At 68.1% G+C, this 21847-nt stretch carries 27 protein-coding genes and 1 tRNA gene; 2 read left to right on the top strand and 26 right to left on the bottom strand.

The window, feature by feature from the left end:
* Window positions 1-15: 15 nt before the first annotated feature.
* The 16 genes from ACLHIH_RS03140 to ACLHIH_RS03065 all read right to left on the bottom strand — a co-directional run bounded on the left by ACLHIH_RS03140 (window position 16) and on the right by ACLHIH_RS03065 (window position 8602).
* Window positions 16-336, bottom strand: a complete 321-nt coding sequence (locus ACLHIH_RS03140; RefSeq protein ID WP_411315250.1) for a DUF3263 domain-containing protein — start codon at window positions 334-336, stop codon at window positions 16-18.
* On the bottom strand, window positions 333-674 hold the full coding sequence (locus ACLHIH_RS03135) for a VRR-NUC domain-containing protein (protein WP_411315249.1): 342 nt from the start codon (window positions 672-674) through the stop codon (window positions 333-335). Before ACLHIH_RS03135 ends, ACLHIH_RS03140 begins: the two co-directional genes overlap by 4 nt.
* Window positions 671-1471, bottom strand: a complete 801-nt coding sequence (locus ACLHIH_RS03130) for a DNA adenine methylase (RefSeq protein WP_411315248.1) — start codon at window positions 1469-1471, stop codon at window positions 671-673. Before ACLHIH_RS03130 ends, ACLHIH_RS03135 begins: the two co-directional genes overlap by 4 nt.
* Window positions 1468-2007, bottom strand: coding sequence for a hypothetical protein (locus ACLHIH_RS03125; protein ID WP_411315247.1), 540 nt, complete (start codon window positions 2005-2007; stop codon window positions 1468-1470). Before ACLHIH_RS03125 ends, ACLHIH_RS03130 begins: the two co-directional genes overlap by 4 nt.
* Window positions 2004-2798, bottom strand: a complete 795-nt coding sequence (locus tag ACLHIH_RS03120) for a hypothetical protein (protein WP_411315246.1) — start codon at window positions 2796-2798, stop codon at window positions 2004-2006. Before ACLHIH_RS03120 ends, ACLHIH_RS03125 begins: the two co-directional genes overlap by 4 nt.
* A 278-nt stretch (window positions 2799-3076) precedes the next feature.
* Window positions 3077-3475, bottom strand: coding sequence for a hypothetical protein (locus tag ACLHIH_RS03115; protein ID WP_411315245.1), 399 nt, complete (start codon window positions 3473-3475; stop codon window positions 3077-3079).
* Window positions 3432-4310, bottom strand: coding sequence for a hypothetical protein (locus tag ACLHIH_RS03110; protein ID WP_411315244.1), 879 nt, complete (start codon window positions 4308-4310; stop codon window positions 3432-3434). The genes ACLHIH_RS03115 and ACLHIH_RS03110 overlap by 44 nt, the downstream gene beginning before the upstream one ends.
* Window positions 4307-4498 carry a hypothetical protein gene (locus ACLHIH_RS03105; protein WP_411315243.1) on the bottom strand — a complete coding sequence of 64 codons (192 nt, stop codon included), beginning with the start codon at window positions 4496-4498 and terminating at the stop codon, window positions 4307-4309. The genes ACLHIH_RS03110 and ACLHIH_RS03105 overlap by 4 nt, the downstream gene beginning before the upstream one ends.
* Window positions 4499-4536: 38 nt before the next feature.
* Window positions 4537-5535, bottom strand: a complete 999-nt coding sequence (locus ACLHIH_RS03100; protein ID WP_411315242.1) for a hypothetical protein — start codon at window positions 5533-5535, stop codon at window positions 4537-4539.
* Window positions 5536-5621: 86 nt separating this feature from the next.
* Entirely contained in the window at window positions 5622-5858 is a 237-nt protein-coding gene (locus tag ACLHIH_RS03095; RefSeq protein WP_411315241.1) for a hypothetical protein, read from the bottom strand.
* A gap of 8 nt (window positions 5859-5866) precedes the next feature.
* Window positions 5867-6040 carry a hypothetical protein gene (locus ACLHIH_RS03090; protein WP_411315240.1) on the bottom strand — a complete coding sequence of 58 codons (174 nt, stop codon included), beginning with the start codon at window positions 6038-6040 and terminating at the stop codon, window positions 5867-5869.
* A complete protein-coding gene (locus ACLHIH_RS03085; protein ID WP_411315239.1) occupies window positions 6037-6726 on the bottom strand; it encodes a phage antirepressor KilAC domain-containing protein in 690 nt (229 codons plus the stop codon). The genes ACLHIH_RS03090 and ACLHIH_RS03085 overlap by 4 nt, the downstream gene beginning before the upstream one ends.
* Window positions 6727-6850: 124 nt before the next feature.
* Window positions 6851-7006 (bottom strand): hypothetical protein, encoded by a 156-nt coding sequence (locus ACLHIH_RS03080; protein WP_411315238.1) that lies wholly within the window; start codon window positions 7004-7006, stop codon window positions 6851-6853.
* Window positions 7003-8190 (bottom strand): hypothetical protein, encoded by a 1188-nt coding sequence (locus tag ACLHIH_RS03075; RefSeq protein WP_411315237.1) that lies wholly within the window; start codon window positions 8188-8190, stop codon window positions 7003-7005. The genes ACLHIH_RS03080 and ACLHIH_RS03075 overlap by 4 nt, the downstream gene beginning before the upstream one ends.
* A complete protein-coding gene (locus ACLHIH_RS03070) occupies window positions 8187-8315 on the bottom strand; it encodes a hypothetical protein (protein ID WP_411315236.1) in 129 nt (42 codons plus the stop codon). The genes ACLHIH_RS03075 and ACLHIH_RS03070 overlap by 4 nt, the downstream gene beginning before the upstream one ends.
* 26 nt (window positions 8316-8341) lie before the next feature.
* A complete protein-coding gene (locus ACLHIH_RS03065) occupies window positions 8342-8602 on the bottom strand; it encodes a helix-turn-helix domain-containing protein (RefSeq protein WP_411315235.1) in 261 nt (86 codons plus the stop codon).
* On the opposite strand from ACLHIH_RS03065, the gene ACLHIH_RS03060 reads away from it, so the two are divergent.
* Window positions 8601-9002, top strand: coding sequence for a helix-turn-helix domain-containing protein (locus tag ACLHIH_RS03060; protein WP_411316300.1), 402 nt, complete (start codon window positions 8601-8603; stop codon window positions 9000-9002). The two genes, ACLHIH_RS03065 and ACLHIH_RS03060, sit on opposite strands and share 2 nt — an antisense overlap.
* On the opposite strand, the gene ACLHIH_RS03055 is transcribed toward ACLHIH_RS03060, so the two are convergent.
* The 6 genes from ACLHIH_RS03055 to dusB all read right to left on the bottom strand — a co-directional run bounded on the left by ACLHIH_RS03055 (window position 8964) and on the right by dusB (window position 15679).
* A tRNA-Asn gene (locus ACLHIH_RS03055) sits at window positions 8964-9036 on the bottom strand. The genes ACLHIH_RS03060 and ACLHIH_RS03055 overlap by 39 nt on opposite strands.
* Window positions 9037-9139: 103 nt before the next feature.
* Entirely contained in the window at window positions 9140-10150 is a 1011-nt protein-coding gene (locus ACLHIH_RS03050; RefSeq protein ID WP_411315234.1) for a D-isomer specific 2-hydroxyacid dehydrogenase family protein, read from the bottom strand.
* Window positions 10147-11010, bottom strand: coding sequence for an ATP-binding cassette domain-containing protein (locus ACLHIH_RS03045; protein ID WP_411315233.1), 864 nt, complete (start codon window positions 11008-11010; stop codon window positions 10147-10149). Before ACLHIH_RS03045 ends, ACLHIH_RS03050 begins: the two co-directional genes overlap by 4 nt.
* A 120-nt stretch (window positions 11011-11130) precedes the next feature.
* The gene (gene dnaG, locus ACLHIH_RS03040) at window positions 11131-13143 is read right to left on the bottom strand and encodes a DNA primase (RefSeq protein ID WP_411315232.1); all 2013 of its coding nucleotides are present in this window, start codon (window positions 13141-13143) and stop codon (window positions 11131-11133) included.
* A gap of 9 nt (window positions 13144-13152) precedes the next feature.
* Complete coding sequence (locus tag ACLHIH_RS03035) at window positions 13153-14472, bottom strand: deoxyguanosinetriphosphate triphosphohydrolase (RefSeq protein ID WP_411316299.1); 1320 nt, start codon at window positions 14470-14472, stop codon at window positions 13153-13155.
* The gene (gene dusB, locus ACLHIH_RS03030; RefSeq protein ID WP_411315231.1) at window positions 14465-15679 is read right to left on the bottom strand and encodes a tRNA dihydrouridine synthase DusB; all 1215 of its coding nucleotides are present in this window, start codon (window positions 15677-15679) and stop codon (window positions 14465-14467) included. Before dusB ends, ACLHIH_RS03035 begins: the two co-directional genes overlap by 8 nt.
* Window positions 15680-15870: 191 nt before the next feature.
* On the opposite strand from dusB, the gene ACLHIH_RS03025 reads away from it, so the two are divergent.
* Complete coding sequence (locus ACLHIH_RS03025) at window positions 15871-16368, top strand: aminoacyl-tRNA deacylase (RefSeq protein WP_411315230.1); 498 nt, start codon at window positions 15871-15873, stop codon at window positions 16366-16368.
* Window positions 16369-16702: 334 nt separating this feature from the next.
* On the opposite strand, the gene ACLHIH_RS03020 is transcribed toward ACLHIH_RS03025, so the two are convergent.
* The 4 genes from ACLHIH_RS03020 to ACLHIH_RS03005 all read right to left on the bottom strand — a co-directional run bounded on the left by ACLHIH_RS03020 (window position 16703) and on the right by ACLHIH_RS03005 (window position 21628).
* On the bottom strand, window positions 16703-17446 hold the full coding sequence (locus tag ACLHIH_RS03020) for a DsbA family protein (protein WP_411315229.1): 744 nt from the start codon (window positions 17444-17446) through the stop codon (window positions 16703-16705).
* A gap of 193 nt (window positions 17447-17639) precedes the next feature.
* The gene (locus ACLHIH_RS03015; RefSeq protein ID WP_411315228.1) at window positions 17640-18635 is read right to left on the bottom strand and encodes a hypothetical protein; all 996 of its coding nucleotides are present in this window, start codon (window positions 18633-18635) and stop codon (window positions 17640-17642) included.
* A 403-nt stretch (window positions 18636-19038) separates the two neighbouring features.
* Window positions 19039-20424 carry a glycine--tRNA ligase gene (locus ACLHIH_RS03010; RefSeq protein ID WP_411315227.1) on the bottom strand — a complete coding sequence of 462 codons (1386 nt, stop codon included), beginning with the start codon at window positions 20422-20424 and terminating at the stop codon, window positions 19039-19041.
* Between the two features lie 163 nt (window positions 20425-20587).
* Entirely contained in the window at window positions 20588-21628 is a 1041-nt protein-coding gene (locus tag ACLHIH_RS03005) for an aminotransferase class V-fold PLP-dependent enzyme (protein ID WP_411316298.1), read from the bottom strand.
* Window positions 21629-21847: the final 219 nt, after the last annotated feature.

Raw genomic sequence — 21847 nt, 5'->3', positions numbered from 1 at the left:
CTTTCCTGTGTGGGGTTATCGGGTGGTGCGGGTGCGGCGAGCGGCGGTCCGTTCGTCGCGGTATTGGCGGATGCGGGTGATGGTGTGCGGGTCGATCGAGAACGCTTCGGGATCGGTGAGGAGTTGGTTGATGGCCTGGTAGTAGCGGATGACCGAGTACCCGGTCGCGGCGATTGCGGTCTGCTTCGCCGGCGTGCGTGCCGGGTGCTTCTGCTCGAGCGCGAGGAGCTCGACGACTGTCGGCTTCGGGTGATGGTGAGAGGTGTGCTTCAGCGGGTGCATGCAGTACCGACCGTCCTCGAACCGGTGCGCACACAGCGCGATCTCGGCGGTCATCGGGTCGACCCCTGGGCGAGGATCTCGTCGATCGTGCGGTCGAACCACTGAATCGGACGCCAGATGCCCGCGTTCGCACCGACCAGGGTCAGCGCGTGTATCCAGTCGAGCTGCTCCCTCGTCGGTTTCCCCTTCATCGTCTTGAGCTCACGGAAGATCAGCCCATGCTCCGGGTGCACGAGCACCAGATCGGGGAAGCCCTTCTGCGAGCGCCGTGAATCGTGGGTGTGGTAGGTCAGCCATCCGGCACGTTCCGCGGCGGCAGTGACGACGTCCTGGAACTGCCTCTCGGACATCTGGTTCGCGACGATGAGGTTGTAGTCGGCGAGAGAGGTCATGCGGTCACCTCGAACAGGAAGTTGCCGATGGGTCGGTTGGACCAGATGAGTTCTCGGCGGGGTGTGTTGCGGGCGTCACGGGATCCGGTGAGCTCGTGGAGGTTCCAGTGCGCGAGGTGGTCACGGTAGAGGGTGGAGTCGTATCCGGAGAGGATTACGGAGGCGAGGAGGGTGCTGTGTGCTGTCTCGCCGTCCATCTCGTTCTCGTATCCCCGGGAGGCTCGGGTGCCTGAGAGGTAGGGCGGGTCGACGTAGAGCAGGACGCCGGGGTGTTGTCCGTACTCGGCGATGATCTGCAGGGCGTCGCGGTTCTCGATCGACACGTTGAGAAGGCGTTCGGCGATACCTTGAAAGCGTCCGGTCATGGTGGCTATGTAGCGCGGTCGCGAGCCGGAGTTACTCATGGATCCGGGGTTCTGGAAGTGCGCCCATCCGGTCTTGCGCAGTGATGCGTTGCGCCCTTGGCTCAGGTTCACGAATACTCGGCGGGCACGCTCGAGGTCATCGACGTCGTCGCGGATGAAGGACTGCGCGTGCTCGGCTCGCGAGTGGGGTGTGAGGGCACACACGCGCTCGAGCTCGTCGGGATGATCGCGAAGGATGCGGAAGAAGTGGACGATGTCGCCATTGAGATCGTTCACCGTTTCCATGACGGTCGGCTTCTTTGCCAGCAGCACTGACCCTGCACCGAAGAACGGCTCGACGTAGTGCCCGTGCGAAGGCATGAGCGCGACGATCTCCTCGGCGACTCGAGTCTTTCCTCCGTAGTAGGGAAACGGGGCTTTGAGGGTGGTCATGCGAGGCGCTCCTTGATGGTGGCGATGGTGGTGTCGTCGAGGGTGCGGAGGCCGAGGGCGCCCTTGTATGGGAGCGGGACGGTGAGGGGCCGGGGGTTGGTGAGCTCGAGGTGCCATGTGTTCGACTCGGCCCAGGGCGAGCAGGGTCCGAACTCTTTGTTGGGGCGGAAGCAGCTGTCGACAGTGGTCATCCGGTCATGGGTGGGAGCCAGGCCGCGGTGCGAGCCGACCAACGTGACGACGCCGATGATGTGACCCTGATCAATCCAGCGGCGGAAAACGGTGTCGTCGCACCAGGTGCAGGTGTAGGTGTTGTGGTGCAGGTCGCGGCCGAGTGGGCAGGGCGGGAAGATGAGCCCGGACATGGGGTGCTCGTACTCGGTGACGGTGTCGTCGTTGGTGCGGGAGACGTGGATGGCGACGTGCCCGCGGTAGTCGCCGGCGATGTTGCGGGTCCGGTTCTCGACGTCTTTGCCGGCGTGGATGATGGCCCATGCCCAGGGTTGGCGGACGGTGAGGATGCGCATCTCGGTCATGCGGTTTTCCGTTCGATGAGTTGGCGGTCGAGGCCGACGTTCGCGGGGAGGTTGAGTTCTTGGCGGATGCGGAGGACGGTGCGGACGTTGAGGTGGAGGCATTCGGCGATCTCGGGGTCGGAGAGGCGTTGTGCGTGCACGAGGGTGAGCGCTGCGCGGCGTTCCGCTGGGGTGAGGGTGACGGGTTCGCCGGCACATGCGAGAGCGATCGCGATGTCGTCGAGCTGCTCGAGCTCGTCGGCGTGGTCGACCATGTTCGGGTGGGGGTCGTTGTCGATGTCGTCCCAGGCGAGGGGCGGAACCCACCCGTTGGTGCTGGCGTGGCGCAGTGATCGGCGGTAGGCGCCGAGTTCGGCTGGGGTGCTTCGAGGGGGTTCGGCGTTCCAGAGGAGCTCGTAGACGCCGACGAACGTGCGGTGGGTAGCGGCGCGGAGTGTGGGGTAGGCCATGACGCGGGACAGGTTGCCGGGGTGCATGTCTGCGGCTGCGGCGATGCGTGCCATCGACCAGCCGCGGGCGACGAGCGCTTGCACCCGGCGGTGGGTGCCTTGGGCGGGGACGAGTGCACCGTCGGCGAGGTGGGAGGCGTCGGGTTGGATGGCGAGGATCTTCTCGGCGGTGTCTCGGCGGACGGTTCGTTGGGTGTCGCCGGCGCGGGCGGGGTTCTTGCCCCAGATCAGTGCTCGGAGTGGGTGGAGGCTGATGCCGGCGAGGTCAGCGATGCGCCGATACCCGAGGCCGCTGCGTGTGAGGGTGAGGACGTGTTCGCGGATCGGTGCGGCGTTGACCATGCCGCTGTCGTAGCGGCCGTACGCTTTCGCTTTCGCCCGGTCGATGTCGACCTGGGACCGGCGTGCGCGGCATGGTTCGCACCGGCACTTGTGGTGGCTGTAGCAGGTGGACGATTCCGCGTGCCGGTGCTCCGCCGGGCAGGTGATCGGGTTGACGCTGCGTGATTCGATCGGAACGCCGGCGAAGGCGCCGGCCTTCCATGCGGCCTGATAGTGCCGGCGGCACAGACCGCGAACGGTGCCCTCGTCGGTGCAGTCCGAGCGGGTGCAGGTCGCGGTCATGCTGTCCGCCCGGTGCTGGCGACGAGCTCGCCGATGGAGAGCATCGCGGGCCGCTCCCCGGTGGCGAGGAAGTGTGGGCGGTCTTCGGGGTAGCGGGTGCACATGTGGCACTTGCCGTCTGCTTCGAGGATGTAGCCCTCGTGCACGTCGCAGTGGTCGATGGCGGGCGGGATCGGGACGGAGGTGCGACCGGCGGTCTGGACGATCGCGGCGAGGTGTGCGGGGACCAGATACTCGGTCGACGTGCGGCGGTGCAGGGTGAGCGCGGCGACGAGCTGCTCGTAGTCGAACGGCTCGAGGATCTCGTGCCAAGCGAGGACGGTCTCTTGCTCGACGCGGCGGTTGTCGACGCTAGAGGCTCGGGCCAGCAATTGCGCGGTCTGTTTGAGGTCCACGGGTGTCTCCTTCCGGGATGGAGTTCGCGAGGGCGATCGCCTTCTGCGCGTTCGTGAGGGGCTGGGTGGCCGGGGTTCCGCTGCGGTCGGCGCGGGCGCGGAGTTTGTCGAACTGCTCGCGGAACTTCGGGAGTGAGTGGATGTTGGCCTGCCAGAACTCGTCCTGCTGCGACCAGGTGAGGACGCGGAGGGCCTCGTCGAAACTGATGCCGTCGACGGTCAGGAGTCGGCGGGCGGCGTCGTGCCAGCGCTTGCCGATCGTGGGTCGTCGGTTGCCGTTGCGGATCATCCACTCGACGAGGGCGTCGCAGAGGCGTTGAGCGTCGGTGATGATCTGCGTCGACGCGTCCGGACCGGAGGTTCGGACAAGAGATGTCTCTACGTCAGTAGAGACTGTCTGGAGGTAAGGAACATTTGGGGTTTTCGCCCGCTCGATCGGGCGAATATGCCCGGTCGACTGGGCAGCCCCATCGGGCGTATTCGCCCGGTCGACTGGGCGGCCCTCGATGATGGGTCGGTAGGACTTCGTGCGGTCGTAGTTGCCCCCTCGGCGGTGCTCGGTCGAGGCGAGGAATCCCGCGTCGACGAGGTGCTCGAGGGAGCGGCGGACCTGGTCGGATGTGAGGCCGGTCTCGACGGCGAGTTCGTCGCGCGAGACGGGCCACCACAGGGTGCCGTCCGGGTCGGTGTAGATGCCGTCGTTGTTCGGGGCGCAGCGGTATTCGATGCGTGTCCAGACGAGGGCGTTGTTGGCGCCGCCGACGGTGCGCACGAGCTCGGCGCGGACCATGATGAAGTCGCGCGCGGTGACTTGGTCGATCGGTACGCCGCTCACTTGCCGTACACCCTTCTCATGACATAGTCGATGGCTTCCTGCCAGTCGGTGAAGAAGATCCACCGGCGGCCCGTGCGGAGGTCCGCGAAGACGGAGTCACCGATCGGCCCGACGGCCCACCCGAGAGCCGCCTGTCCCTTGAACACGCGCCACCGGTCCGTGCGCTGCGCGTCGCGACGCGGGGGCATCCCGTCGTCCTGTCGCTTGTTGCGTCGTTTCCCTCGCGTCATCGCTTGCGACCCCACAGGACCGCGACTGCGGCGAGCGCGGCGGTGACGACGAGGGCGATGCGGGTGCGGTTCAGTTCGGTGGTGAGGGTGTCGATCGCGTCGCTCCCGGCTTGTCCGATCTCAGTGATGGCTGTCTGTGCTGCCTCGTTGACAGTGGTGAGTGCGTCGGCGTAGTTGGAGGCGATCGCCTTCTCGAGGTCGAGAAGGCGCTGCGTGTCTTGGAGCTGCTCGAGCGCGACGTCGCGGGCGTTACTGGCGCGGGTGACTTCGATGCGGAGGTCTGAGGCGAGGCGCTTCTGTGTGGTGAGCTCGACGAGGAGGGCGACGTCGCGGGTCTCCTCGAGGTCGCCGGTTTCCGTGGTCTCTTCCGGGTCACTCTCGACTGGAGGCGCTGCGGGTTCGAAAGGTGGAGTGGCGGCGGGTGCTTCCGCGGTGCTCTCGGTTGCGGGAGCGTCTGGTATGGCGGCGGGGGTGGCCGTTTCCGGGGTGGCGCCGTCGGGCTTCTTGGTCTTGCGGTCGCGGATGTGGTCGTTCACGGCTTGGTTGCAGGACTTGCCGACGGTCTTGATGCCGGGGCAGCGTTCTTTGAGACGGCAGCCGGCCCAGTACCCGCGTGCTGTGCCGTGCTTGTCTTCGATGATCTTGGGGGTGGGCGCGGGGGTTTCGGCCTGGTCGTCAACCTCGGCGTCGACGTCGGTGTCGATCGGTTCGTGGCTGTTGTCGACGGTGAAGGTGGGGATGATGTTGGCGTGCTCGCGACTGTCGGCCGGGGTGCTGCTGTCGCTGGCGAGGTAGGCGATCTGTTCGTCGATCGTGGCGCCGCGGTCGACGAGGCGTGCGTAGTGGCGGTCGCCGGCGTAGCGGATGTTGGCTTGGGCGCAAGAGACGCCGGTCTCGACTTTCGCGGGGCATGCTCCCCCGGACTTGCATCCGGCGAGGTAGCCGGCGTGGGTTCCGTGGGGGAATCCGTCTTCGAAGAGGTCTGCGGTGGACATCGGTGTCTCCTAGGTGAGTCGGAGGTAGAGGGCGGTGGCGATCGACAGAGCGATCAGGAGGAGGCCGGCACGCACGGCGAGGAGTCTCACGAGGCGGTTGCTTCAGTGATTGCGGTGGGGAGCGCGGCGGTGATGAGTGTGGTCAGGGTTGCGCTGACGGTCGCGATGATGGGTGCGCAGCGAGGGCAGATGGTGCGGTCTTCGGTGACGTCCCACTGGCCGACGATGAAGTACTCCATCGCCGGCATCGACCCGGTGCCGTGCGTGTGCGTGGAGGTGGTGCCGCACGCGTCGCAGGTGAGGATCGTGACGGTCAGGGACACTACGGGGCTCATCGTGCGTCCTTGCGGATGAGGGCGGTCGCGACGAACAGCAGCACGGCGGCGGCGGTGAGGCCGAGGAGCGGCCATCCTGTGGTCTGCGCTTCGACCGCGGTCATCGCGGCGAGGACGTACACGGCGAGGAGGATCGCGAGGGTGGTGCGGGTGACGGTGCGGAGGGTCATGAGAGGGCTCCTGCGGTCGGGGTGAGGGTGAAGTCGGAGGTGCCGCCGAGGAAGTGGTGCAGCTTCTCGAGGCCTTTCGGGGTGATGCAGATTTGCGGGTACAGGTGGTCGAACTTGTGGACGCGGACGTCGTTGATGACGAGGAAGCCGACGAGGACGAGGTCCTTCGTGGGCTGCCAGGTGTCGTCCTGGCGGAAGATCCAGCCGCGGTCGGACATGAAGTGGAAGAGGCCGCGGCGGGTGAGTGCGGTGATGCCCTCGTGCGCGGCGAGGATGCGTGCTGCGTCGTCGACGGAGTACCAGGTGGGTGCAGCAGGAACGGCCGGTGCGTCGATGGTGACGGGCTGTGTGCGGGTGGCGAGATCGGCGACACGGTTCGGGGTGAACACGGCAATGTCGCGGACGAGGGTGTCGATCCAGACGAGGAACTCGCGGATTAGCGGCGACAGTTGGTTGGCCATGTGCGGCGGGGCGAGGGCGAGGTGGATATCGTCGCGTGACCAGGTCGTCGCGGTCGCGTGGACCTCGAGGCGGTGCTCGCCACCGTGGGGCGGGTCGATCGCGAGCTGCTCGAGTGGCTCCTGCCCGACAGCGAGGACGACGTCGCGGGCGATGAACCGTGGCTCACCGTGGAGGATGACCATGCAGACGTCGACGCGGTGCCCTGCCCAGCGGTAGGGAATCACAGCGGCACGAGTTTCCACGGCGATCACCGGTGGTCCCTGAGCCAGCGGAAGCCCACCATGTAGGTGATGGTCCCGACAAGGGCACACACCCCCAGAGCGATGGACACCGCGACAACGTCGGACATTACGCTGCAACCTCCTGCAGGTCACGGCCGCCGGCGAGCACGAACCGAGGGTCAGTGTCGAGTTGCTGCTTCGACAGCACCCGACCGTCCGCTGTCACGAACAGACCAGGCATCGGGTAGGGCTTCACCGGGATCGGTGCGGCGGCGGCGGTCATCGGTTCGCCTTGCGGGCACGAGCGGACACGGCGACAGCGAGAGCACCGAGGACGGCGAGGAGGCCAGCGAGAGGTGCGTAGCGTGTTGCAGCGTCGGTGCCGGTGAAGGCGAGCTCACCGGTCGCCGCAGCCGTGTCGTCCGCTACGTCATCGGTCGCGCTGATGGTGATGCCGGCGACACCGACGTTCACCCGCTCGTCGGTGTTGGCGTCGGAGGTGGTGTCCTGGGGCTTGTCGGTGGGGGTCTCGTCGACAGGTGCGGGGCAAAGCTCGGCGAGCTCACCTTCGTCGAGCGCGCGGGTTGAGGAGGTCGACTGAGTGACCGGCTCGCCCTCGACCCAGGCGCCGTCGACGAGGACGAACTCAGTCGTCGTCGTGTGCGTCAACTCGACGTACTGTCCGGTGTCGCAGTCCTGAGTGCGGTCGGTGACGACAGTGACGATCGCGTCGGGCTGTGCGGGGATCTCGGGGTCGTCGACGGGCGGGGTCACGTCGGTGGGGCACTCTTCCTCGATCTCGAAGTCAGCGAGCGGCACGACGACGAGCTCACCGAGGGTCTCGACGGGTTCGCCCTTCACCCACACGTTGTCCACAAGGGTCCAGTCGGCGGTGAAGATGAGGAGCTGGTTGATGCGGGTCAGTGCTTCGCAGTCGACCGACTGCCGGACACCGCCAGTGACGACTGGTTCGGGTTTCTCGGGGGCGACGACCTCGGGCTCTTCGGGTTCTTGGATGACCTCGGGTGCGCAGTCGCCCGGGAGGGTGACCGTGCCGACGGGGTCCTCGGAGGGGCCGCCCTTCCAGTCGGTCTGCACCAGCGTGGTGGCCTGGGTGGAGTCACCCGGGATGCCGGTCTGCGCGAACGACGCCGACCAGTTGCCGGTCTTCACCGGTGCGCCGGGGACGTTGACCTGGTGCTCGGCCCAGACGGACAGGAAAACCTGCCCGCCTTTCTCGACACCATCGATCGGGGCGAGATGGCCGGCGTTGGCGGTCATCGCCTTGGTTTCCGCTTCGACGCCGGCGGGGACGTTGGTCGCGTTGTAGGTCCAGACGACCTCGTAGGTGCCGTCGGCCTGACATGTCGGAACACCGACGACGGCGGAGGTGTGAGCGGAGGCCGGCGCTGCGGCGAGCGCGAGTAGGCCGAGGGTGAGCCCTGCGGTGGTGAGTGTCTTTTTCACGAGCGGTGTCCTTTGCGGAGCTGGGTGAGTTGGAAGGCCGAGAGGTTGGCCTCGGGTTCGTGCGGGAACTCGGCGAGCCAGTGGCGGCGGAGCCAGTTCTTGATGCGGGCGAGGGGGGTGAGCACGTGGGTTGCTCCTTGTCGGGCGGGTGTTAGGCGACGTCGGGGGACGACGAAAAAGCCCCCGCATCGTCGACCCGGGGGAAGGGTGACGGTGCGGGGGCAGTAGGTGTGAGCAGTGCTTTGATGGCGCTGCGGGGAATGCGCACGAGTCGTGCACCGGGGAGCTTGGTGATGGTGAGAATGCCGTCGGCGATGTAGCGATCGACGGTGCGCACTGAGACCTGGAGCTCGTCTGCTGCTTGGGCTCGGGTTAGATACGCTTCGTCGGGGTCTATACGGTCCGTCAACATGGTGAGGACGCTATACGCACCGACAAGTTGTGTCAACTCTGGTCGTGTCGTTACGGCGCGTCGCGGATTGACCCCAGAACGTGGGGACTTGTCACTGTGTCTACTTCTGTCCTATTCTGACAACATGACAAACGCAGCACTGGAACCGGCGGAAGCGCCGAGCGTCGACGCCGTCATCGGTCGGAACGTGGATTACCTCGTATGGCGGACGCGCGAGACACGCGCTTCACTCGCTAATCACCTCGGCATGACTGCCGGCGCCCTCAGCCACAAGCTGCGAGGACGGCGACCCTGGACCGCGACGGAGATTGAACTCGTCGCACGCCGGTACAGGGTCACCATCGACTCGCTATTCAAAGTGCTCCCCGACTTGGACTCGAACCAAGAACCTGCCGGTTAACAGCCGGCTGCTCTGCCAATTGAGCTATCGAGGAATGCTGAAACAGCTTGATTACCTTACCAAAGGTGCGACGGTCGCCAAATCGAGCCGTCGCGCCCCCGGGATCGCGCGGAATCCGCGCCCCGTCGCTCGGGGTCTCAGTATCCGGCGGTCGTGTCGACGATGCCGATGAAACGACCGTCGTCGAGAAACGCCTCCGTGTTGGCCGTGATGCGCTCCGCGAGCAGCGGGGCGGTCATGTCGGGGGTGTCGGCACTGTGCGGCGTGATGATGAGGTTGGGGGCGTTCCACAGCCGGTGGCCGTCGGGGAGCGGTTCCGGGTCGGTCACGTCGACGCCAGCACCCGCGATCGTGCCGCGCTCGAGGGCGTCGGCGAGAGCGTCGGTGTCGACGAGGCCGCCACGGGCGATATTGACGAGCACCGCGTCATCCTTCATGAGGTCGAACTGCTCGGCTCCGAACAAGTGTCGCGTGCCCTCCGTGAGAGCCGCGGCGATCACGACGACGTCGGCGCGCGGCAGAACCGTGTGCAAGCGGTCGGCGGTGATGGTGCGGTCGGCACCCTCGAGGTGGTCGCTGCTGCGGCGCACGACCGTGACGGTCGCGCCGAAGGGTTCGAGCAGCCTCAGGAACTCGATCGCGATGCCGCCGGCGCCCACGACGACCACCGAGAGTCCGTAGAGCGATCGCCCCTCGGGGATCGTCGACCACGAGGTGGCCCGCACCCGGGTGGGGAAGACCCGCAGCAGACCGAGGGTCAACGCGAGAGCGTGCTCCGCGACCGGTTGGGCGTACGCTCCCTTCGCGCTCGTCCACAGCGGGAGGTCGGTGCCCGCGAAGGGTCGCAAGACCTCGGCGAAACCGTCGACTCCGGCCCACGGCAGCTGCACCCACTCGATCTGCGGGTAGCGCGCGAGGATGTCGGTGAGATCCTGGGCGCCCGAGAGCGACAACCACACGACGCCGCGGGTCTCGGCGGAGAGCTCGGCGACCTCACCGCCGCCGGCCTCGACGGCGTCGACGAAGACCGGATTCGCGCGAGGGAGCACGGCGATCGGCCCGGGGGTCGGTCGTGAGGCATCCGGCACCACGTCGGCGTCGCGGGCGGTCACCGAGCGGTGTTGGGGAGGGTTCGAGGGCATCGTCATCTTTCGTCGTTCGCGTCGTCGAGCGTGTCGTCGGCCTGTCCGACGGCCCGCGGCACCGGAGTTTCCGCTCTCGTGTCGATGAACTCGCGCGCGAGGGCTTTCACGTAGGGGTGGTCGGGGGTCGCCGCGAGAGCTTCGGGCGAACCGATGCCGATGACGACACCGTCGTGCATCACGGCGATGCGTTCGGCGACCTCGGTGATCACGCTCAAGTCACTGCTGACGACGATCGCCGAGAATCCGCGCTCCGCTTGCAACTCGGGGATGACCGCGAGCACGTCGTGACGCACCATGATGTCGACCCCGCGAATGGGCTCGTCGGCGACGAGGAGTCCGGGTTCGAGGATGAGGGCGCGTGCGAGGGCGACCCGCTGTCGCTGCCCGCTGCTGAGCTCGAACGGGCGGCGCTCGAGAATCGACAGCGGCAGGTGCACCGCGTCGATGAGCGTCGCGGCCGCTTGACCTGCCTCGCGAGCGTCGAAGCGGCGGTCGCGGAGGAAGATGGGCTCGGCCACGTTCTCGGCGATCGTGAGACTCGAGTTCAGCCGCTGCGCCCCGTCTTGCGCGAGATAACCGATGCGCAGGGTCAGCTCGCGACGGGCGCGACCGCCGATGCCGCGGAGCTCGGTGTCGAAGACCGACAACCCTCCCCCGCAGATGCGCGGGGACGCCTCATCGTTGCTGCCGCGGTCGGCGAGCCCGGCGATCGTCGCCGCGAGCGTCGACTTTCCCGACCCCGACTCCCCGACGACACCGAGCACCTCGCCGTAGCCGAGGTCGAAACTGACGCCTTTGACCGCGAGATGGCGTGCCGACGCCGTGCTCGAGCGGTACTCGATGGAGAGGTCGCGTGACGACACGACGGTCCCGTAACCCTGACGCCCTCGTCCACCGATCCGCACGCGCACATCCCCTCATCACCCCGCAGTCCCGTTGACCCGGGCGGGGCACCGAACCCGTTCACGCTACCCCGAGACGCGTCACTCTTCTCGCAGGATGCGGCGATCGCGCTCGATCTGTACGAGCTCCTGCTGCAACTCGCGCGACTTGGCCGGCTCGGCGATCCCGTCGACACGCTGGAGTCGCCCGAGGACCTCCGCTTTGCGACGCTTGAGGTCACGGTCGATGAGAGCCGACGCGACGCTCGAACTGTACGCCGGCAGTTCGGCGGTGTCCTTGATGGGAATGGGTGCGACGCCGAGCTCTTTCACGAGACTCGAGAAGGGCGGAGGGGTCGCCTCGATCACGCGGTCGAGCCAATCGCGAGCGGCCCAGTGATCGAGGCTCGAGACGATCCCGTCACGCACCATGGCGAGCGACCCGTTGGCGTACGGCACCCGCATGGCCCGTTCCGCGAGAGACCGGTCGACCGACTCCGGGTGCTGCAGGATCGCCATGAGAGCGTCGCGTTCGAGCCTCGTGCCGAGGTCTCCCGGGAGGTCGGAGATCGACATCCCCCGTTCAGCCGCGTCGGGATCGGACGCGAAGCCCGAGTTCGAGTCGAGGGGTCGCGAGTCGCCCGGCCTCGAGTCGCGCGCGCCTGCATCGCTGGGCCGCGAGTCGCCGTACCGCCCCGGCGCGCCGCTTCGAGCGCGATCCGGTTCGCGAGTGTCGCGCGAGGCCCCCGTACCCGAGGTAGACCGCCCGGCGTCCTCGCCCGCGGCCCTCGCCGCGCGCACGGCGCGCCCCACCTCGTCGGGATCCATCCCGAGCCAGCGCGCGAGAGTGCGCACGTAGCCGATGCTGAGCGCCTGGTCACGGATTCCGCCGATCACCGGGGCGCTCGCCCTCAGCGCGGCGACGCGACCCTCGACGGTGTCGAGATCGTGCGCGTCGAGAACCCGACGCACCATGAACTCGAACATGGGCTTCTTCGAGAGAATGAGTCGTCTCACGGCGTCGTCGCCGCGAGCGAGTCGCAGGTCGCACGGGTCGAGCCCGTCCGGTGCCACGGCCACGAAAGTCTGAGCGGCGAACCGCTGCTCCTCGGAGAACGCGCGTGACGCGGCCTTCTGGCCGGCGTCATCCGGATCGAACGTGAACACCACTTCGCCGAGCCCTCGGGTGTCGGCGTTCGCAACGTCGCCGAGCACGCGGCGCACGACCTTGATGTGGTCGACGCCGAACGACGTTCCACACGTCGCGACGGCCGTCGTGACGCCCGCGAGGTGACACGCCATGACATCGGTGTACCCCTCGACGACGACGACCTGCTTGCCGCGCGAGATGTCACGCTTGGCGAGATCGAGGCCGTAGAGCACCGACGACTTGTGGTAGACCGGCGTCTCCGGAGTGTTGAGGTACTTGGGCCCCTGATCGTCGTCGAGGAGCTTGCGCGCGCCGAACCCGAGAGTCTGGCCGGTGACGTCGCGGATGGGCCACACGAGCCTCCCCCGGAACCGGTCGTACGCGCCCCGATCACCCTGGCTCAGCAGACCGGCGGTCACGAGTTCGGTCTCCGAGAAGCCGAGCGACTTCAAGTGGGTGCCGAGCGCCGAGAACGACTTCGGAGCGAAGCCGACCCCGAACCTCTGGGCCGCAGACGGATCGAAGCCCCGCTCGCCGAGAAACCGCCGCCCCGGTTCGGCCTCGGGCGCCCCGAGCTGAGCGACGAAGAAGTCGGCGGCCGCCTGATTGGCCGCGAGGATGCGCGCGCGGTTGCCGTGATCGGCATTCGCCTGGCCCCCGTCTTCGTAGTGCAGCTCGAGCCCGATCTTCGCCGCCATGCGCTCGACGGCCTCCGAGAACGACATGTGGTCCATGCGCTGAAGAAACGTGAAGACGTCGCCATCCTCGCCGCACCCGAAGCAGTGGTAGCGGCCCACCTGCGGTCGCACGTGAAAACTCGGGCTGCGCTCGTCGTGGAACGGGCACAGGCCCTTGAGCGACCCGACTCCGGCACCCTTGAGGGTGACGTAATCCCCCACGACGTCGGCGATGTTGACCCTCGCTCGAACCTCGTCGATATCGTTTCGTCTGATCAGACCGGGCACGCGACGAGTCTACTTTCGCGTCGACGACGGGGCCGGGGCGCCCGCCGCGCCGCCCGCCGCATCGAGGGCGTCGTCGCCCCCGCGAACGACACGCTTGTGCCACGTCCACGCCGACTGATCGGTGAGCGACGCCACCTGGTCGACGACGGCACGACGGCGCGCGACATCCGAGTCCGCGGCCTCGAAATCAGCGGCGAACCCGTCGTCGAGCAGCGACGGCCCGCCCTGCCACAGAGCGTCGGCGAGCTCGGCGAGAACCTCGCGCTGCAGCGAGTAGAGCGGACGCCTCGTGTTGTGCGACATCACGAAAGTCGCGACGATGCCCTTGAGCACGGCGATCTCGGCCTGCACCTCGCGGGGAACGACGACGCTCGCGCCGAACCTGATGATGCGATCAGCGTGCGGGGCCGCCTCGAGGGTCGCCGCAGTGGCGGCGCCGGCGAAACGACCGATGAGCGTGCTCGTGAGATTCTTGAGCTTCGCGTGGGCGAACCTGCTGCCGTCCCACGAGTCGATCCAGACATCGAGCGAATCGAGGCGGTCGAACGCCGCGATGAGCTCGTCGTGGGAGAGCTCGCCGCCGATCCAGTCGAACATCGAGTCGACGAGGTCGTCGTGGTCGACGCGCGCGCCGAGGGCCGCGACATCGATGAACCCGCCGACGATCGCATCCTCGAAATCGTGCACCGAGTAGGCGATGTCGTCGGAGAGATCCATGACCTGCGCTTCGATGCACAAGCGGCGGTCGGGGGCGCCGTCGCGCAACCAGTCGAAGGCGTCGAGATCGTTCGCGTAGAAACCGAACTTCGCGCGCCCGCTCGGGTCGCTCACCGAACCGCTCGCGGGCCACGGATACTTGCAGCTCGCGTCGAGACTCGCGCGCGTGAGATTGAGACCGAACGAGCGGCCGTCGGGGCCGAACACTTTGGGCTCGATGCGCGTGAGCAGACGCAGGGTCTGCGCGTTGCCCTCGAAACCGCCGATGTCGGCCGCCCAGTCGTTGAGCGCACGCTCGCCGTTGTGACCGAACGGCGGGTGGCCGAGGTCGTGCGCGAGACACGCGGTGTCGACGACATCCGGGTCGAGGCCGAGGCTCGTGGCGAGTTCACGGCCGACCTGGGCGACCTCGAGGGAGTGGGTCAGGCGGTTGCGGGCGAAGTCGAGGCCGGCAGCGGGACTGAGCACCTGGGTCTTCGCCGCGAGACGCCGCAGCGCACTCGAGTGGAGGAGGCGAGCGCGATCCCTCGCGAAATCGCTGCGCCTGCTCGAGTGCTCCTCGGGAAACCAGCGTGCCGTATCGAAATCGGTGTACCCGCCGCGCTCAACCACCACTGTTCGACACCTCCCCCGCGATCATCTCGTCGCGGTGTGCCGCATCGAGCTCGCGACTCTCGAGCCAGCGGTCGGGAAACGACGGCTTCTTCGGAGACCCGGCCCGACCGCGCGGCCCCTCCGCGGCCTCGCCGGGGTAGGGCTGGTCGGCGTCGAGCTGGCCGAGGAGGTCGTCCATCTGCTGCAGGTTGTCGACGAGCGCGAGGCTCGAGCGGAGATCACTGCCCACGGGATATCCCTTGAAGTACCAGGCCACGTGCTTGCGGATGTCACGGCACGCCCACTGCTCGTCACCGCCGAGGAACTCCATGAGCAACTCGGTGTGCCTGCGGAGCGCCGCGCCGACCTCGCCGAGCGAGGGGTGCGCGGTGTCGTAGCGGGGTGGGGCTGTGCTCATGCTCGGGCTGGTGCTCGGGCTGGACTGTGCTGCGGCACGGGACTCGAAGGCGCGCACGAGGTCGCCGAAGAGCCACGGTCGGCCGAGGCATCCGCGGCCCACGACGACGCCGTCGCAGCCCGTCTCGTCCATCATGCGCAGCGCGTCTTCGCCCGACCAGATGTCGCCGTTGCCGAGAACCGGCACGCTCGAGATCGTCTCTTTGAGCTTCGTGATGGCCGACCAGTCGGCGGTGCCGCTGTAGTAGTCGGCGGCGGTTCGCGCATGCAGCGCGATGCTCGCGACCCCGGCGCCCTCGGCGGTGCGGCCGGCCTCGAGATAGGTGAGGTGGTCGTCGTCGATGCCCTTGCGCATCTTGACCGTGACCGGGATGTCGCCTGCAGCCCGCACGGCGCCCTCGACGATGTCGCGGAAGAGGTCGCGCTTCCACGGGAGGGCCGCACCGCCGCCCTTGCGCATGACCTTCGGCACGGGGCACCCGAAATTCAGATCGATGTGGTCGGCGCGGTCCTCGGCGGCGAGCATCGTCACCGCCTCGATGACCGTCTTCGGATCGACGCCGTAGAGCTGGATGCTGCGGGTCGACTCGGATTCGTGGTGCTGGATGAGGCGCATGCTCGTGGGGGTGCGCTCGACGAGGGCGCGGCTCGTGATCATCTCGCTCACATAGAGGCCCGCACCGAACTCGCGGCAGAGTCTGCGGAACGCGGTATTGGTGATCCCGGCCATCGGAGCGAGCACCACGGGCACATCGAGTTCGATGGGGCCGATGCGCAACGCAGGCGGGGCGGGGGCGAGAGTCGTCACGGAGCGATTCTTTCAGACGGAGGTGGGAGCGGCCGACGGTGCGCCCGGGGTGTGGGGGGCGAGTCGGAGGCGGGCGTTCTGCGGTGACGTGATGTGCGGAGGTCGTGGTGCGGGGTGTCGTGTGCTGTGCCACACCGGCATCCGCCCGGGAGCCCCGTGCGGCAGACTGGCATCCCCACGGAAGGATCGACATGACCGACACGACCGACGGACGAGCAAGGGTCGTCGCCGACGCCGAGGCGAGAGGCGTGAAGCTCGAGATCGTGGCGAGGCCGCCGGCCGAGAGCCTCGACGACGCAGCCCGTCAGCTCGGCGTCGAGCCGCACTCGATCGTCAAAACGCTCGTCGTCAAGAGGCACGACGGCGACTACCTCTTCGCGCTCGTTCCCGGAGACCGGCAGATCTCGTGGCCCAAGCTCCGTGCCGTCGTCGGTGTCAACAAGCTGCGGATGCCGGAGCCCACCCTCGCCCTGGAGGCGACCGGCTTCGAGCGAGGCACCATCACGGTGTTCGGAAGCACGACCGCGTGGCCCGTCTACGCCGACGCGAGCATCGTCGGCGAGCGCATCGGGGTGGGTGCCGGCGATCACGACCACCAGGCGTTCGTCGAGGCCGACGACGTCATCGCGGCGTACGGCGCGACGGTCGCCGACATCACCGAACCGCTGAGCGCGCGCGGGGGGTCGTAGGAGCGAGAGTGTGCCCGCCGGTGCGTGAGTGAGTGCCGAGGGACGAGTGGTGTCCCTGTCGCTCGTCGCTGTGTCCGGCACCCACAGCGCGAGCCGATGCCCCGTCAGATGTCGCCATCGTCGAGACGTCGGACGACGATCGCGGTAGCGAGCAGTAGATCGCCCGTGATCGCGGGGGCACCCCCCGAGGGTGCCGCTGGCACTGCGTGAGTCGAGTTCGCGTCGCCGTTCACCACGCTGTCGGTGCTGCTGTCGTCCGGCGACACGAGGCACGCGTCACCCTCACAGGCCGCGGCGTCGGCACGCCCCACCATGAAGAGAGGACCCGTGGTCGTCATCGCGCGCCGTCCGTCGCCGAAGCTGCGCCCGCGGCATCCGTCTGCGCACCATCCGTCACCGCGACGGCATCGTCCGCGACGTCGTCGGCGGCGCGCTCGAGGACTTGCGCGAAAGCCTGAGGATCTTGAGCGCCGGAGACCCCGTACTTTCCGTCGATGACGAAGAACGGCACCCCGGTGATGCCGTACCCCTGGGCGACCGCGACGTCGGCCTTCACCGCCGCCGTGAACGTGCCCGCCTCGAGGGCGGTGCGCGCGTCGGTCGCGTCGAGTCCGACCTCGGCGGCGAGCTCGACCAGGTCGTCGACCCGGCCGACATGGCGGCCCTCCACGAAGTAGGCGCTCAGGAGGCGCTCCTTCATCTCCAGCTGCTTGTCGTGCGCCTTCGCGAAGTGCAGCAGCTCGTGCGCCTTGATGGTGTTCGTCTGCTTGACCGACTCGTAGTGGTAGTCGAGGCCCACACTCGCGGCGATCGACGTGACGTTGTCGAGCATCTGCTCGACCTGAGCCAGCGGCAGGCCCTTGCGCTCACTGAGATAGTCGACCGGCGAGCCGTCGAAGTCGACGGGGGTGTCGGGGGCGAGCTCGAACGAGTGATATTCGACGACGACGTCGGGTGCGGCATCCACCCCTCGCTCGCTCGTGAACCGGGCGAGTCCCGCCTCGAATTTGCGCTTGCCGATGTAGCACCAGGGGCACTGCACGTCTGACCAGATGTCGACCTTGATGGTGTGAGTCACCCGGTGGTCAACGGCCGGCGGCGCGAAGCTATTCCCGGGCCCGCCGCACGTCGCTGCGCCTCATACGGCGCCACCCCACCTCGCGTCACCTCGCACCCGTGTTGCTTCACGTCGCCCCACCCCATGTCGCCTCACGTCACCCCACGTCACCCCCCCTTGTTGCTTCGCGTCACCCCACCCGTGTTGCTTCACGTCACCCCACCCCTGCCTCCCCGGGTTGCAAATTCAGGAGCCTGGCGCGCGGAGGCCCCGTAGTCTTGCGCGATCGCGGGCCAGGACGTCGCCGGGCGACGCGCGCTCCTGAGTTCTCGACGGGAGAGGGTGCCGAGACGCCCCTCGCCGAGAGCGCGCAGAGCACCGCCGCCACGACGACGTCCCACTCGCTGAAGACCATTCGCGCGCTCGGCCGCAGCGCGTGCCGCTGGCTGAGGGTGATCGTCAGATCCTTGCGGCGGTCACGTTCGAAGCGATCCCAGTGCCAGCGTTCGCCGTCGACTTCGAGAGCGATCTCACCGTCGACGACGAGATCGATCGGCTCCCCCGTGCCGAGCAGCACCTGCGACTGAACCAGGTGCCCCGCGGCACGGAGTCGAGTGCGGGCCAGGCTCTCGGGCAAGCTGTCGCAGCGGTCGTCGACCCAATCGGCGATCCAGCGCACCGATCCGGGCAGCCGCAGAATGAGTGTCTCGAAGTCGACGCGGTCGAGTGCCGCCGTGCACAGGGCCCAGTCGAGACACGCAACCGCGACCTCCAGCGGTTCGTCGAGCACGACTCTCTCGAGGGCGTCGAGCACGGGCACGTGACACGCGTCACCTCTGTCACCGGCGTGATCGCTCCAGTGGACGACGACGCCCGCCCGCACCGACGGCGCAAGACGCCGGAACCTGTTGTGCTGCGACCGCAGTCGAGCAGCGTTCGGCGGCGCCGCGACATGCAGAACGGGGGCCGCGGTGACCCAGCCGCCCCGCTCGGCGATGGACGACACACCCGTGAGACGCCCGCCGACCCGAACCGCGCGGAGCCGGGCATCCGTCTCGGGAAGCGTCGAGTACCAGCCGTTGCGTGCTCGCACGACGTCGCCTGCGCGAACCGCCCTGGTGAGGTCGCGGTCACGGAAACCCCGTTTCACGAGTTGCTGCTTTTGCGCCATTCCGCCGAGCTGGATGACGGTGTCCGCCAGATCATTCATGCGACGACTGTGCCGCGGGGGCCAGCGGACCGCTGCGGCGTGCCAGGAATGGAGGCTCAGGTCAGCCGAGCTGCACCTGTGCAGGAGCGCCCAGGCCGGCTCCCGGTTGCGAATTCAGGAGATCGGCGCGCGTCAGCGGGGCGGCGGCCGCTGACGTGTCCGCCGCTCGAGCCGGTGCGCGCAGTACTCCTGAATTCGCAACAGGGGTGAGCGGCGGAGCGTGCCGCGCAGAAGCTCGAGCGCGGAGGCTCGAGCGCACGCGCCTTGGCCGCCACCGGCACCGCTGCCGCGATGCGTCGCCCCCGCTCAACGCGCAGCGCCGCTTACTGCGCTGCTTACTGCGCGGAGCTGCGCCGCTTACCGCGCCGCGTCGCCCCCGCTTAATGCGCAGCGCCGCCCCGCCTTACGCGCCGACGAGCTGTTCGGCGAGGTAGCCGCGCAAGCGGTCGAGCGACACGCGCTCCTGAGCCATACTGTCGCGCTCGCGCACGGTCACCGCGTTGTCGTCGAGGGTGTCGAAGTCGATGGTGACGCAGAACGGCGTGCCGATCTCGTCTTGCCTGCGATAGCGTCGGCCGATCGCGCCGGCGTCGTCGAAGTCGATGTTCCAGAGCTTGCGCAGGTCGGCCGCGAGCTCACGGGCCACCGGCGACAGACGCTCGTTGCGCGACAGCGGCAGCACGGCGACCTTCACGGGCGCGAGGCGGCGGTCCAATCTGAGCACCGTGCGCTTGTCGACGCCCCCCTTCGTGTTGGGAGCCTCGTCTTCGGTGTACGCGTCGATGAGGAATGCCATGAGGGCGCGCGTGAGCCCGAACGCGGGCTCGATTACATACGGGATCCAGCGCTCGTTCTTGGCCTGGTCGAAGTACGAGAGGTCGGTTCCGGATGCCGCGGAGTGCGTCTTGAGGTCGAAATCGGTGCGGTTCGCGATTCCCATGAGCTCACCCCACTGGCTGCCCTGGAACCCGAAGCGGTACTCGAGGTCGACCGTGCGGGTCGAGTAGTGCGAGAGCTTCTCGGGCGCGTGCTCGTCGAGGCGGATGTTCGCGGGGTCGATGCCGAGGTCGGTGAACCACGCGAGGCACGCGTCGATCCAGTACTGGTGCCATTCGGCGTCGGTTCCGGGCTCGACGAAGAACTCCATCTCCATCTGCTCGAATTCGCGCGTGCGGAAGATGAAGTTTCCGGGGGTGATCTCGTTGCGGAAGCTCTTGCCGATCTGCGCGATTCCGAACGGCGGCTTCTGGCGCGAGGTGGCGAGCACGTTGGCGAAGTTCACGAAGATGCCCTGCGCGGTTTCGGGCCGGAGGTAGGCCATGCCCTCCTCGTTGTCGACGGGGCCGAGAAACGTCTTGAGGAGTCCCGAGAAGTTCTGCGGTTCGGTCCAGGAGCCGGGCTGGCCGGTGTCGGGGTCGCGGATGTCGGCGAGACCGTTGACCGGAGGGTGCCCGTGCTTCTCCTCGTAGGCCTCGAGGAGGTGGTCGGCGCGGTAGCGCTTGTGCGTGTGGAGGGATTCGACGAGCGGGTCGCTGAAGACCTCGACGTGACCGGACGCCTCCCACACCTGCCGGGGCAGGATGACCGAGGAGTCGAGCCCCACGATGTCGTCGCGCCCCTGCACCATGAACTGCCACCACTGGCGTTTGATGTTCTCTTTGAGCGCGACTCCGAGGGGCCCGTAGTCCCATGCGGAGCGTGACCCCCCGTAGATCTCCCCCGCTTGGAACACGAATCCGCGGCGTTTCGCGAGGTTGATGACGGGGTCGAGGGGGGAGGCGTTGGCCACAGGAACTCCAGTTGTCCAGCCGCGCTGGGTGCGCGGTCGAGCGGGTCGGCGGAAAACTCCAGCCTAGCGAGCGCGCCGGGCGTCTCGGCTCGCGCCGGGGTGGGCGATATCGCCGAGCGTCTGCGACTGCGACAGCGACAGCGACTGCGGCCCGGCCCGGCCTCTATGCGGGCGGAAGCGGTGCCAGCAGCTCGGCGGCCGACCCCGCCGACCCCGCCGACCCCGCCGCCGACGTCGACAGCGCTCGCGCGAGAGCCTCGACGTCGGACTCGTCGTTCCACAGGTGGAACGCGAGCCGCACGCGCCCCGCCCTGCCCGACGCCCGGATGCCCGCCGCCGCGAGTATCGCGAGGGCCGAACCGTCGGGGTCGGCCATCGTGACGATCGCCTGGTGCTGCCGAGGGATCCCGAGCGCATCGCACGCGAGGTCGCCGAGCCGGGACGTGTAAGCCCACACTTCCGCGATGTCGAGGTCGGCGAACATCCGGATGGCCGGTTCCGCCCCCACCCACACGGGCCACGCGGGTGACACGTCGAACGCTCGGGCGTCGGCGGCGAGGGTCATCGTGGGTCCGTAACACGAGCGCCAGACGTCGTCACCCGCGTACCAGCCGGCGTGCACCGGCACGAGGCGCGATTGCAGCTCGGCCGTGAGCGTGAGGAACGCTGCGCCGCGCGGTGCGCACAACCACTTGTAGGAGTGGCACACGGTCGCGTCGAATAGCGACGCGTCGACGGGGTGCACGCCCGCCGACTGGGTCGTGTCGCACAGCGTGACGACGTCGTGCTCGGCTGCCGCGGCCACGATCGCGGGGATATCGGCGACCACACCCGTCGACGACTGGATGTGCGAGAACGCGACGAGCCACGTGTCGTCGGTGAGCGACTCGGCGAGGTCGGCGATCGCGACGTGCCTGACCCGCACTCCGGGCCCCTGCATGAAGGGGAACACGATCGAGCTGAAGTCGCCGTCGACGCACACGACCTCGGCACCCTCGGGAACCGCCTGAGCGAGGATGCTCGCGAGCACCGAGGTCTGCGAGCCGATCGCGACGCGGTCCGCGCCGATGCCCACGAGCCGCGCGTAGTGGGCACGCGTGCGTTCGACGATGTCGCCGTACCGCGCCGCGTCGTGCATCGCGGCGCCCCACAGGTCGAGGTCGGCACGCAAGGCGTCCACGGTGTCACTCGACGGGATGCCCATCGAGGCTGCGGCGAGATAGCCGGGCGACGCCGTGAACGATGCGCGTGCGGCACGGAGTTCTCGCGACCACGAGGGAGTCTGTTCGAACGTCTCGGAGGTCGCAGAGGGTCGACGGCTTGTGGCCGCGGGGGGCTCTGTCATCCCCCCATTGTGGCGCGCGACGGCAGCCGGCGAAACCTGTGCGGCGCACGCCCCAGCGTTGTCAGCCCGTCGCACCCC

The sequence above is a fragment of the Marisediminicola sp. LYQ134 genome (genome assembly GCF_046599635.1).
Taxonomy (GTDB): domain Bacteria; phylum Actinomycetota; class Actinomycetes; order Actinomycetales; family Microbacteriaceae; genus Marisediminicola.
This window is presented reverse-complemented; position numbering and strand designations above follow the sequence as displayed.

What these genes read in the sequence shown, in the direction of transcription:
- ACLHIH_RS03140 (WP_411315250.1), bottom strand. Translation starts at nt 336, where the DNA reads ATGACCGCCGAGATCGCGCTGTGTGCGCACCGGTTCGAGGACGGTCGG.
- ACLHIH_RS03130 (WP_411315248.1), bottom strand. Translation starts at nt 1,471, where the DNA reads ATGACCACCCTCAAAGCCCCGTTTCCCTACTACGGAGGAAAGACTCGA.
- ACLHIH_RS03015 (WP_411315228.1), bottom strand. Translation starts at nt 18,635, where the DNA reads ATGAATGATCTGGCGGACACCGTCATCCAGCTCGGCGGAATGGCGCAA.
- ACLHIH_RS03135 (WP_411315249.1), bottom strand. Translation starts at nt 674, where the DNA reads ATGACCTCTCTCGCCGACTACAACCTCATCGTCGCGAACCAGATGTCC.
- ACLHIH_RS03005 (WP_411316298.1), bottom strand. Translation starts at nt 21,628, where the DNA reads ATGGGCATCCCGTCGAGTGACACCGTGGACGCCTTGCGTGCCGACCTC.
- ACLHIH_RS03065 (WP_411315235.1), bottom strand. Translation starts at nt 8,602, where the DNA reads ATGTTGACGGACCGTATAGACCCCGACGAAGCGTATCTAACCCGAGCC.
- ACLHIH_RS03050 (WP_411315234.1), bottom strand. Translation starts at nt 10,150, where the DNA reads ATGACGATGCCCTCGAACCCTCCCCAACACCGCTCGGTGACCGCCCGC.
- ACLHIH_RS03120 (WP_411315246.1), bottom strand. Translation starts at nt 2,798, where the DNA reads ATGGTCAACGCCGCACCGATCCGCGAACACGTCCTCACCCTCACACGC.
- ACLHIH_RS03080 (WP_411315238.1), bottom strand. Translation starts at nt 7,006, where the DNA reads ATGACCGCCGCCGCCGCACCGATCCCGGTGAAGCCCTACCCGATGCCT.
- ACLHIH_RS03025 (WP_411315230.1), top strand. Translation starts at nt 15,871, where the DNA reads ATGACCGACACGACCGACGGACGAGCAAGGGTCGTCGCCGACGCCGAG.
- ACLHIH_RS03105 (WP_411315243.1), bottom strand. Translation starts at nt 4,498, where the DNA reads ATGCCCCCGCGTCGCGACGCGCAGCGCACGGACCGGTGGCGCGTGTTC.
- ACLHIH_RS03100 (WP_411315242.1), bottom strand. Translation starts at nt 5,535, where the DNA reads ATGTCCACCGCAGACCTCTTCGAAGACGGATTCCCCCACGGAACCCAC.
- ACLHIH_RS03060 (WP_411316300.1), top strand. Translation starts at nt 8,601, where the DNA reads ATGGTGAGGACGCTATACGCACCGACAAGTTGTGTCAACTCTGGTCGT.
- ACLHIH_RS03090 (WP_411315240.1), bottom strand. Translation starts at nt 6,040, where the DNA reads ATGACCCTCCGCACCGTCACCCGCACCACCCTCGCGATCCTCCTCGCC.
- ACLHIH_RS03125 (WP_411315247.1), bottom strand. Translation starts at nt 2,007, where the DNA reads ATGACCGAGATGCGCATCCTCACCGTCCGCCAACCCTGGGCATGGGCC.